Here is an 11809-nt window from a genome sequence, read left to right on the forward strand (position 1 = left end):
CCCCAACCTAACCCCCCCCCGCCTGGTGGTGCTCGCCCGTGGTGGCGGTGGGGGGGCCGCGCCGGGCGGGGCCCCCACGACGCGCGGTTCACCACCAGACGACGTAGAGGGCGATCAGGATCAGGATCACGCCGACGCCGGCGATGTTGAAGCCGGTGGTGGTCTTGTAGCTGACCCCCTCCAGGCTCACGACATTGACGACCTTCTTCTGCGGCGCGACCAGCGAGACGATCACCGCCGCCGCCAGGGTCAGCAGGAACACCAGGCCGACACGGTTCATGAAGGGGATCACGAAGACGCCCATCTTGTCGGCGACGAAGAAGGCGCCCGACAGGGCCGCGCCGCCGATGGCCGCGACCAGGGCCGAGGCGGTGGTGGCGCGCTTCCAGAACAGGCCCAGCATGAAGATCACGACGATGCCTGGCGTGAAGAAGCCCGTGAAGTCCTGAATGAACTGGAAGGCCTGCTCGGCCTTGCCCAGCAGGGGCTTGGCCATGAGGATGCCGATCAGCACCGCGACCACGGCGGTCGCGCGACCAACGGCGACCAGATGGTGCTCGGTCGAGCCCTTCTTGATCTTGGCGTAGATATCCAGGGTGAAGATGGTGGCGATCGAGTTGATCTTGGCGGCTAGCGACGCGACGATGGCGGCCACCAGGGCGGCGAACACCAAGCCCAGAACGCCAGGCGGCAACAGCTTCATCATCTCCGGATAGGCCTGGTCGGGCTTGGAGAGATTGGGCACCAACATCAGGGCGGCGATGCCCGGCAGCACGACGATCACCGGCATCAGCAGCTTCAGATAGGCGGCCAGGGCGATGCCCTTCTGGGCCTCGGCAAGGTCCTTGGCGCCGAGGGCGCGCTGGATGATGTACTGGTTGAAGCCCCAGTAGCTGATGTTCATGATCCACATGCCGCCCAGCAGGACGCTGAGGCCCGGCAGGTCCTTGTAGTGCGGATTGTCGCGCGACAGGATCATGTCGAACTTCTCGGGGAAGCGCTCGGCCAGCGTGTTGAAGCCGGCCACCACGCCGCCCTCGGCGCCGCCGATCTGGTTGAGCGAAATGAACACGATGATCAGGCCGCCAGTGATCAGCAGGGCCACCTGGACGATGTCGGTCAGGGCCACGGCCTTCAGGCCGCCCCAGATCTGATAGGCCAGGGCGAACACCCCGATTGCGGCCAGGGCCACCATCTGATCGACGCCGGTCACGGTGTGCACGGCGATGGAGCCCAACCACAGGATCGAGGTCAGGTTCACGAAGACGTAGAGGATCAACCAGAACACGGCCATTACATTGCGGACGCTGGGTCCGTAACGCTGCTCCAGGAATTGGGGCATGGTGTAGACGTTGTTCTTCAGGAAGATCGGCAGGAAGAACTTGCCGACGATCAGCAGGGTCAGGGCCGCCATCCACTCATAGGAGGCGATCGCCAGGCCGATGGCGTAGCCCGAGCCGCTCATGCCGATGATCTGTTCGGCCGAGATGTTGGCGGCGATCAGCGAGGCGCCGATGGCCCACCAGGGCAGGGCCTTGCCCGCCAGGAAGTAGTCGGTGGAGTCCTTTTGCTTGCCGCCCTTGTCGCGACTGACCCATTGGGCCAGGCCGAAAATGGCGACCGCGTAGATCACCAAGATCACGAAATCTATGGTCTGCACGTGGTTCCTCCCCCGAGGGACTATTATTCTTGATCGACTAGGCTTGGGCGTTCCAGGCCGCGACCAGGGCGGCGGCTTTCTGGCCAACCTCCTGCGCCGAGTAGCCGGGGCGATAGAGCTCGCCGCCCACGCCGATCCCGGCCACGCCGGCCGCGCGCCACGGCTCGATATTGGCCGCACCGACGCCGCCGACGGCGTAGACCAGCACGTCCTTGGGCAACACGTCCCTGACCGCCTTGATGTGGCTCGGACCAAATGTGCCGGCCGGGAAAAGCTTCAGAGCCCTGGCCCCGGCCTTCACAGCCGCAAAGGCTTCTGACGGCGTCGCGAAGCCGGGCATGACCGTCAGGCCCAGGGTTACGGCGCGGGCGATGACCTCCGGATCGGTGTTCGGTGTGACGATCAGCTTGCCGCCGACCCCCGCCACGTCATCCACGGCTTTTGGCGTCAGCACGGTGCCCGCGCCGCACAGGGCGACGTGGCCATAGGCGGCGCACAGACGCTTGATGCTCTCTAGCGGATCAGGCGAGTTCAGCGGGACCTCGATGGCCCGCACCCCGGCCTCGACCAAGGCGCCGGCGATAGCCACGACCTCGTCGGGCTTCACGCCGCGCAGGATCGCCACGATGGGCGGAGGGCGGCTCAAGGTCGGCTCAGGCGAGGACATGAAAATCACTGTTCTTTGGGGGAGACAACGTTGTTAATCCGGCCAGGACAGCAGCGTCGCCGTCGATAGCGGTCACATGGCCGCCTTGGCTGGCGATGGCCTGGTCGTAGAAATTATTCAGGGCCGGCGCGCCGATCACGGTCACCTTGCCGAGGTCGCCAAACCATTGTCGCGCGGCCGCCGCGTCGGCGCCGATCAGCAAGCCCGACAGGAAGCCCACAGCGTCGGCGGCGGATAGGCCTTCCAGAAGCTGGCGTGCGCGCGTCTCGAACAGCAGGTGCGGCAGCAGGGCCGGTCCATGCTCGGCGATGCGGGCGAGGCCCATGGCGAATCCCTGGGCAGAGCCCTGAACCTCGACGCCAACGCCGGCCGCCAGGGTGGAGTGCTGGCGGAGCAGGGCGAAGGTCTCGCCGACCGGAGCGGTAAGGAAGCCCGTGATCGCGCCGTCCTCGACCACGGTCCACTTGCTGTGGGTGCCCGGCAGGACCAGCAGATGGCGGCCGTGCTTGAGTGCAGGATCAAGTTCGAGGGCGCCCAGGATCTGGGTTTCCTCGCCGCGCATCACGTCGGGTCCGCCCAGCGGATTGACGCATGACAGGCCGGGGACGATCGACACCGGCAGGCCGTCGGCATCGATCTTCAAGACGTGCTCGCGCAGATCGTCGGCGGTGGCCGGGCAGGGGGCGTAAGGCGCCTCGACCCAGCCGATGCGCGAGCCGACCATGCCGCACAGGATCGCGCCCGCTGGCTGGGCCTCGCGCCAGTCGCCGACCAGATCCAGGAAGGTCTGCTCTGGCGACTTGGTCAGGACGCTGACGCCGGGGCCGTCGCGACGGTCCAGCACGCTCTTGCCCTGGCGCAGATAGAGCCGAAGCCGCGAGGTGCCCCAGTCGCCGAAGATGAAGATCGAGGGATCCATCAGTGGCTTTCGCGGGTCACGACCGAGCCGGACGAGCCGACCAGGAAGTCCAGATCGCAGCCTTGGTCGGCCTGCAGAACGTGGTCGATATACAGCTTGGCGTAACCGCGCGTCGCCACAGGGGGCGGCCGGTTCGCGTTCCAGACGGCCAGACGGGCCTCCATCTCCGCGTCGGAGATTTGCAGGTTCAGGGCGCGGCTCGGCCCGTCGAACACGATTTCGTCGCCGTTCTGAACGATGGCCAGCGGACCGCCGGCGTTGGCCTCGGGCGACACATGCAGGATAACCGCGCCGAAGGCCGTGCCGCTCATCCGGGCGTCGCTGATGCGGACCATGTCCTTGACCCCCTTCTCCAGCAGCTTGGTCGGCAGCGGCATGTTGCCGACTTCCGGCATGCCCGGATAGCCCTTGGGGCCGCAGCCCTTCAAGACCAGGATCGAGGTCTCGTCGACGTCGAGATCGGGCGTGTCGATACGGGCGCGGAAATCCTCAATGGACTCGAAGACCACGGCCTTGCCACGATGGCTCAGCAGGTGCGGGCTGGCGGCGCTGGGCTTCATCACCGCCCCGCCGGGCGCGAGATTGCCGCGCAGCACCCAGATGCCGCTGTCGGCCTTCACGGGCGCGTCGAGGGGGCGGATGACCTCGGCGTTCCAGACCTCGGCATTCTCGTACTGAGCGCCGATGGTCGCGCCGGTGACGGTCAGGGCAGTAGGGTCGAGGAAGGTCTCCATCGCCTTCATCACCGCTGGCAGGCCGCCGGCATAGTGCAGGTCTTCCATCAGGAAGCGGCCCGAGGGCTGCAGATCGACCAGCAGCGGCACGTTGCGTGACAGAACGTCGAAGTCCTCCAATTTCAACTCGACGCCCAGCCGACCGGCCAAGGCCAGCAGGTGAACCACAGCGTTGGTCGACCCGCCGATGGCGGCATGGACGCGCAGGGCGTTCTCGAATGAGGCCCGGGTGACCACCTGCGACATGGTCCGGCCTTCGAGGACCATGCGGACTACGGCCCGGCCGGTCTCGTGGGACATCGCCTTGCGGCGGGCGTCCACGGCGGGGATGGTGGCGTTATAGGGCAGGCTCATGCCCATGGCCTCGACGATCGAGGCCATGGTCGAGGCGGTACCCATGGTCATGCAGGTGCCGGGCGAGCGGCTCATGCCGCTTTCCGCTGACATGAAATCTGGAAGACTCATCTCACCGGCCCGCACGGCTTCGGAAAACTTCCAGACGTCAGTGCCCGAGCCGATGTCCTTGCCCCGGAACTTGCCGTTCAGCATCGGGCCCGACGAGACGACAATGGTGGGCAGATCGACGCTGGCCGCGCCCATCATCTGACCTGGCGTGGTCTTGTCGCAGCCGCCCAGCAGCACGACGCCGTCTATCGGATTGCCGCGAATCGACTCCTCGACATCCATGGCCAGCAGGTTGCGGAACAACATGGCAGTCGGCCGCATCTGGGTCTCGCCCAGGGAGATAGCGGGGAATTCCAGGGGCAGGCCGCCGGCTTCCCAGACACCGCGCTTCACGTGCTCAGCGATCTCGCGCAGGCCGGCGTTGCAGGGGGTAATCTCGGACCAGGTGTTGCAGATGCCGATCACGGGGCGGCCGTCGAAGACGTCGTCGGGCAGGCCCTGGCTCTTCATCCAGCTGCGATGGATGAAGCCATCGCGATCCAGCTTGCCGTAGGATCCGCTGCTGCGCAGGCGCTTGCCCGCGTTACCGTCACTCATAACCATCCCTATCGCCGGTTGAATCCGGCTCTCGAACGCCTCTCGCGGCCATTTATAGTATTATAGGGATTATCGCAAACGAGCGTTGCCCTCGCTCTGCGAGTCCGGCTGAAAGCCCCACCAGACTGGAGTGCGGCGAAGAAACCTAGTTTACAGATGAAATGATAGCGCTATCAAGTACGACTTGAAGGTGCTAATTGTACGATTATAGGCCGGATCGGATTGAAAGATCCGACCTGAAGAAACGCACGTCACCGGCGCCTAGAAGGCCGGGACGGATCGCGAAACGGGGGAAGGAAACAGGCATGCAGAGCCTCACCAAGTCACATCGCCATCTGATGCTCGCGGGCGCGTCAGCGCTGGTTCTATGCGTGGTCGCGCCGTCAGCGTTCGCTCAGGACACCGCCGTCGAGGAGGTGGTCGTCACCGGGCAGCGCGCGGCTATCCAGTCGGCGCAGAAGATCAAGCAGAACGCGTTGGAGATCGTCGATGGCGTCAGTGCCGACGACATCGGCAAACTGCCGGATCGCTCCGTAACCGAGGTGCTGCAACGTATCGTCGGCGTCACCATCGACCACACCATGTCGCGCGGCGATCCCGAGCACTTCTCGGTCGAGGGCTCGGGCGTCAACATTCGCGGCCTGACCTATGTTCGTTCCGAGTTGAACGGCCGCGACAGTTTCACCGCCAATGGCGGTCGCTCGCTGAGCTTCGAAGACGTGCCACCCGAACTGATGGCTGGCGTCGACATCTACAAGAACCCTTCGGCCGAGCAGATCGAAGGCGCCATTGGCGGCCTGGTGAATCTGCGCACCCAGATGCCGTTCAATCACAAGGGCATGAAGCTCGCGGCTTCGGCCGCGCTCGGCTATGGCGAACTGCGCAAGGGCAAGGGCAAGCCGTCCGCCTCTCTACTGTTCAGCAACCGCTGGGACACCTCGATCGGCGAGATCGGCGCTCTGTTCGACGTCGCCTATTCCAAGAGCTCGACCCGCACCGACGCCATCCAGCAGGAACCCTATTTCCCGCATCTGGCCAACGGCTCCAATCCCTGGAACACTACCGGCAAGACCGTCTGGGTCCCCAACGGCCTGCAGTGGCGCACCCTGAACTTCGACCGCAAGCGCGTCGGGGCCTACGGCGCCCTGCAATGGCGTCCGAACGACAGGTTCGAGACCGCCCTGACCTGGTTCAACTCGCAATACGACATGGAGTGGGGCGAGTACGCGATCTTCTCGCAGGTCGGCAATCCCGGGAACGTGGTGGTCACCAACGGCCAGTATGACGACAAGGGCGTGCTGACCAAGGGCGTGTTGTCCGACCCGGCCGACGGCGGCATGCCGTTCAACGACGACGTTCGCGCCGCCAACCGCAAGTCGCGCACGACCGATGTGTCCTGGTCCACGACCTGGACCCCGGACGACAAGCTGACGATCAAAACCGACCTGCAGTACGTACGCAGCACCACGGTGGGCTTTGACTCGACCGTCGCAACCGGCCTGCTGATCCCCAGCGAGACCATCGACCTGACCGGCAAGTTGCCGAAGATCGGCGTCGATAAAACCTATATGTCCAACCCCAGCAACTACTACTGGGCGTTCACGATGGACCACTTCGACCAGAGCGTCGGTCACGAGTGGGCTTGGCGCGGCGATGTGGACTATGCATTTGACGAAGGCGGCGTGGTCAAGTCGCTGCGCTTTGGCGCCCGCTTCACGGATCGCGACGCCGAGAACAAGAACACGCCCTATAACTGGCAGGCCCTCAGCCAGACCTGGATGCTGGGCTGGTACATGCCCGATCTGGCCTATCTGAGCGATTACAAGGCCAGCAACACGCTCCACTCCTTCCCCAACTTCTTCAACGGCCAGGCCGACCTGCCTTCACCCGTGGTGTTCCCGGGCCTGGACCTGGCCAATGGCTGGCCCGCCAGCTACGCCAAGCTGCACAGCTTCCGCGCCGACAACAGCTTTGGCGACAAGGGGTGGACCTTCGCTCCCGCCAGCTACGGCGCTGGCGCGATCAACCTGCAGGGCGAAAACACCTATGCCGGTTACGCCCAGGCCCGGTTTGGTTGGGACGACCTGACCTATCCCATCGATGGCACGATCGGCGTTCGGGTGGTCAAGACGCGCGCCGAGGCCACCGGCTCATTCGTCGGCGCCCAGACGCCCACCCTGGACCCCTCGATCCCGGCCGGCCTGATCCCCAATTTCGTCCGGACCTCCCAGCAGGGGACCTATTCGAACGACTACACCAACGTCCTGCCCAGCCTGAACCTCCGGGTGAAACTGCGCGACAACCTGCAGGCCCGCTTCGCCGCAGCCCGCGCCCTGGCTCGACCGGACTTCAGTCAGCTTCAGGCCTATACGACGCTGGACATCGGGATTTCGGGCACCGGTTCATCGGCGCGCGCCGACCTGACCGGCACCGGCAGCGGCAATCCGTTCCTGGAGCCGACCAGGTCCGACCAGTTCGACGCCACGCTGGAATGGTACTTCGCGCCGACAGGCTCGCTGACGGCGGCGGTGTTCCACAAGAAGCTGTCCGATGTGGTCACCAATACGCTCTACAACGTGCCCTACGCGGCGACGAACGGGACGATCTACCAGTTCTCGACCACGGCGCCGGTCAATGGCGCCGAGGGCAGGGCCGATGGCCTCGAGGTGGCCTACAGCCAGTTCTTCGACTTCCTGCCCGGCCCGCTTTCGGGCTTCGGCGTCCAGGCCAACTACACCTATGTCGACAGCAGCCAGACGCTCTACAAGCTGCCGTCCAATGTCACGACGGGCCAGCAGGCAACTCTGGCCTTGAACCAGCTGGGCATCGACACCGACGGCTCGACCTATGGCGAGCTGCCGCTGACCAACCTGTCCGAGCACACCTACAACATCGCCCTGATGTACGAGAAAGGCCCGATCTCGGCCCGGGTCGCCTATAACTGGCGCTCGAAGTACCTGCAGGCGGTGAACGTCAACGGCACGCGCGGCAGCAACGGCCTCAACAAGACCACCGGCAACTACGACCAGAACTGGGCCCTGCCTACCTGGGCGGACGACTACGGACAGATGGACGCCTCGTTCTTCTACAAGTTCAACGAGCAGGTCAGCCTGGGCGTCGAGGCGCAAAACCTCACCGATTCCCAATACAAGCAGCTGATGCAGCAGGGCATCGGCATGAAAGGGCGCGCCTGGTTCGTCACCGGACGCCGCTACAATGCTCAACTGCGTTTGACCTTCTAGGGTCGGAGCGTTCATCCGGAGAGCCCGCGCCTCGGTTCCGGGGTGCGGGCCTGTCGTTGCGGGAGCCCGAATGACCGACAACCGCATCCGCAAGATCGTCATCGTCGGCGGCGGCACGGCTGGCTGGATCGCGGCCGCGGGCATCTCGCGCTTCTTCGAAAGCCGCCCCATCGAGATCGAGCTGATCGAGAGCGACCAGATTGCCACGGTCGGGGTGGGCGAGGCGACCATTCCGCCGATCCGCCAGTTCAACGCCGTGCTGGGCATCGACGAGATCGAGTTCATCAAGGCCACCCAGGCCACCTTCAAGCTGGGCATCGAGTTCAAGGACTGGCGCGCCCTAGGCTCCCGCTACTTCCACGCCTTTGGCGACTACGGCCCGGCCATCGACGGGGTGTCGCCACACCATCACTGGCGCAAGCTGCGGTTGGCGGGCGATCCGACCAGCCACGAGGCCTATTGCCTCGGCGCGCGGATGGCGCTGGGCGACCGGTTTCGGCCGCCTGTTCCCGATCCGCGCTCGATCTATTCGACCTTTTCCTACGCCTTCCAGTTCGACGCCGGCCTCTATGCCAGGTTCCTGCGCGCCTACGCGGAAAAGCGCGGGGTGGGTCGCACCGAGGGCAAGGTCGTCGAGGTGGTCCTGAGGCCCGAGGACGGCTTCATCCAGTCGGTGCGGCTGGAAGGCGGCAAGGTCGTAGACGGCGATCTCTTCATCGATTGCTCGGGCTTTCGGGGCCTGCTCATCGAGGGCGCGCTGAAAACCGGCTACGAGGATTGGTCGCGTTGGCTGCCGGCCAATCGCGCCCTGGCCGTACCGTGCGACAGCGACGGGGCGCTGGAGCCCTATACCACGGCCACCGCCCGCGCGGCCGGCTGGCAGTGGAAGATCCCGCTGCAGCATCGCACCGGCAATGGCTACGTGTTCTGCGACAGCTTCATCGACGAGGACGAGGCGGCGCGGACCCTGCTGGCCAATATCAGCGGCAAGGCCCAGGCGGGCCTGAACGCGCTGCGTTTCGTCACCGGCCGTCGTCGCAAGGTCTGGAACAGGAACTGCGTGGCCATCGGCCTGTCCTCGGGCTTTCTCGAACCGCTGGAAAGCACCAGCATCCACCTGATCCAAAACGGCGTCGGGCGGCTGCTGGAATATTTCCCCGACCGCGATTTCGACCCCGCTCTGGCCGACACCTTCAATCGCCTGAGCGCCAACGAGGTGGAGTACATCCGCGACTTCCTGGTGCTGCACTACCACACCAGCCAGCGCGACGATTCCGAGTTCTGGCGGTACTGCCGGTCGGTCGAGTTGCCCGACACCCTGGCGGCCCAGATCGAGCATTTCCGCCAAACCGGCAAGGTGACGCTGGGCGCGGACACCTCGTTCATGGAGCCCAGCTGGCTGTCGGTCTATCTGGGGCAGGGGATCGTTCCCGCCGCCCACGACCCGCGGGCCGACCTGATCCCGATGACCGAGCTGACGGAGGGCATGCGCAAGCGCCGCGAGGCGGTGAGCCAAGCCGTGGAAGCTACGCCTCGCCATTCGGAATTCATCGCCCGCTACTGCAGGGCGCCGTCGCTGGAGCCGGCGTCGTGACCCGGCCTTCAGCGCGCCAAGCGACGATTGATAGCGCTATCATTTTGCTTGTCGGCGCCAATTGTATGACTATAGTTTCCCGGTGTGGCGCCGGCGGACCCTGCCTTGTCCGTCGGCCGCGCGCGGGGATCTGCTGGACCTCCACGCGTCTCGTGCGGGATCACTCTCCCCGAAACCGCGCGGTATTCTCACCGCGCATCGTCTCCTGCGGCGATGCGCGGATTTTTCCATCTTTCAGGACGATTGCTTTCGGCCCAGGTCGAGCAAATTATCCGACAAATATTGATAGCGGTAACAAGATCCGAACCGTCGTTTCGACGAACGGCACGCGGATCGACCGGCAAGGGAAGAGACGATGACCGGGTTCACTGCCCTTCGCTCCGCTGTCTGCGGCCTCAGCCTGCTGGCCGCGACCGCTCTGGCCGGCGCCGCCCATTCGGCCGACCTGCCGCGGCTCGTCGAGAAAGACGGCCGTCACGCCCTGCTGGTCGACGGAGCGCCGTTCCTGATGCTGGGCGCCCAGGTCAACAACTCCAGCGCCTGGCCCTCGCAGATGGACAAGGTGTGGCCTGCCGTCGCTCAACTGCACGCCAATACGCTGCAGGTCCCCATCGCCTGGGAGCAGATCGAGCCGGCCGAGGGCAGGTTCGACTTCAGCTATCTGGACCTGCTGCTGAAACAGGCCCGCGACAACAAGGTGCGCCTCGTCCTGCTGTGGTTCGGCACCTGGAAGAACTCCTCGCCATCCTACGCGCCAGAGTGGGTCAAGCTGGACGACAAGCGCTTTCCCCGCCTGCACAAGAAGGACGGCCAGCGCTCCTATTCGATGTCGCCGCTGGCCCAGTCGACGCTAGACGCCGACCGCAAGGCCTTCGTGGCCCTGATGACCCACCTGAAGGCCAAAGATACCGACAACACGGTGATCATGGTCCAGGTCGAGAACGAGACCGGCACCTACGGCAGCGTTCGCGACTATTCGCCGGCCGCCCAGAAAGTCTTCGGCGGCCCCGCGCCCGCCGCCCTGGTCAAGGCGATGAAGGCCAAGCCCGGAACCTGGAGCCAGGCCTTCGGCAAGGACGCCGACGAGTATTTCCACGCCTGGTGGATCGCCCGCTTCGTCGATCAGGTGACCGTGGCCGGCAAGGCCATCAAGCCCTTGCCGATGTACGTCAACGCCGCCCTTCGCGATCCCCTGAAGGATCAGGACCCGGTCACCTATTCGTCCGGCGGTCCGACCCACAATGTCATCGACGTCTGGAAGGCCGGCGCGCCCTCGATCGATCTGATCGCGCCCGACATCTACATGCCGGAGTCGGAGAAGTACTTCGCGGTCAACAAGCATTATGCCCGGCCCGACAACGCACTGTTCGTGGCTGAGACCGGCAACGCCATTCCCTATGCCCGCTATCTGTTCGACACCCTGGGCCGGCAGGGCATCGGATTTTCCCCATTCGGCATGGATTTCACTGGCTACGCCAACTTCCCGCTGGGCGCGGCCAAGCTGGACGCCGCCACGGTCGAGGCGTTCGCCGCCAACTATCGCCTGTTCGCGCCGATGCAGCGTGAGTGGGCCAGGCTGTCATTCGAAAAGCCCGTCTGGGGCGGCTCCGAGCCCGACGACCGCGCCGCGCAATCGACGGTGATGGGCGACTGGTCCGTCACCCTGCGCTACGGCAAGTGGCAGTTCGGCGGCTCCGATTGGACCTTCATCAAGGACCGTCCCGCCGACCCTTCAGGTCCGAATGGCGGCGCAGTGATCGCCCAGTTGGCGCCCAATGAATTCCTGGTAACCGGCCGCAACGCCCGCGTCGAGTTCGGCCGCGCCAAGAAGGACGGCAAGCCGCACCTGTTGGCCCGGGTCGAGGAAGGCCATTTTTACAATGGCCAGTGGGTCTTCGACCGCCTCTGGAACGGCGACCAGATCGACTACGGCCTGAACTTCACCGGCGGCTCGCAGGTCCTGCGGGTCAAGCTGGCCACCTACTGAACAA

At 65.1% G+C, this 11809-nt stretch carries 7 protein-coding genes; 3 read left to right on the top strand and 4 right to left on the bottom strand.

Annotated elements, in window-relative coordinates; all coding sequences use genetic code 11:
• Window positions 1–88 precede the first annotated feature (88 nt).
• From ACP69S_RS12100 to ACP69S_RS12115, 4 genes are read right to left on the bottom strand one after another with little or no spacing between them, the layout of a single operon-like run.
• Window positions 89–1660, bottom strand: a complete 1572-nt coding sequence (locus tag ACP69S_RS12100; RefSeq protein WP_425997515.1) for a sodium/sugar symporter — start codon at window positions 1658–1660, stop codon at window positions 89–91.
• Between the two features lie 37 nt (window positions 1661–1697).
• A complete protein-coding gene (locus ACP69S_RS12105) occupies window positions 1698–2327 on the bottom strand; it encodes a 2-dehydro-3-deoxy-6-phosphogalactonate aldolase (protein WP_425997517.1) in 630 nt (209 codons plus the stop codon).
• A complete protein-coding gene (locus ACP69S_RS12110; RefSeq protein ID WP_425997519.1) occupies window positions 2314–3246 on the bottom strand; it encodes a 2-dehydro-3-deoxygalactonokinase in 933 nt (310 codons plus the stop codon). The genes ACP69S_RS12105 and ACP69S_RS12110 overlap by 14 nt, the downstream gene beginning before the upstream one ends.
• Window positions 3246–4982: an IlvD/Edd family dehydratase gene (locus ACP69S_RS12115; protein ID WP_425997521.1), complete on the bottom strand. Its 1737-nt coding sequence runs from the start codon at window positions 4980–4982 to the stop codon at window positions 3246–3248. The genes ACP69S_RS12110 and ACP69S_RS12115 overlap by 1 nt, the downstream gene beginning before the upstream one ends.
• 305 nt (window positions 4983–5287) lie before the next feature.
• Here ACP69S_RS12115 and ACP69S_RS12120 point away from each other — a divergent pair, with 305 nt between their 5' ends.
• The 3 genes from ACP69S_RS12120 (at window position 5288) to ACP69S_RS12130 (ending at window position 11805) form a co-directional block, all read left to right on the top strand.
• The gene (locus ACP69S_RS12120) at window positions 5288–8224 is read left to right on the top strand and encodes a TonB-dependent receptor (RefSeq protein WP_425997523.1); all 2937 of its coding nucleotides are present in this window, start codon (window positions 5288–5290) and stop codon (window positions 8222–8224) included.
• A 70-nt stretch (window positions 8225–8294) separates the two neighbouring features.
• On the top strand, window positions 8295–9818 hold the full coding sequence (locus tag ACP69S_RS12125; protein WP_425997525.1) for a tryptophan halogenase family protein: 1524 nt from the start codon (window positions 8295–8297) through the stop codon (window positions 9816–9818).
• A gap of 355 nt (window positions 9819–10173) precedes the next feature.
• Window positions 10174–11805: a DUF5597 domain-containing protein gene (locus tag ACP69S_RS12130; RefSeq protein WP_425997527.1), complete on the top strand. Its 1632-nt coding sequence runs from the start codon at window positions 10174–10176 to the stop codon at window positions 11803–11805.
• The last annotated feature ends 4 nt before the right edge of the window (window positions 11806–11809 follow it).

The sequence above is a fragment of the Caulobacter sp. DWR1-3-2b1 genome, assembly GCF_049895765.1.
In the GTDB taxonomy this organism is placed as follows: domain Bacteria; phylum Pseudomonadota; class Alphaproteobacteria; order Caulobacterales; family Caulobacteraceae; genus Caulobacter.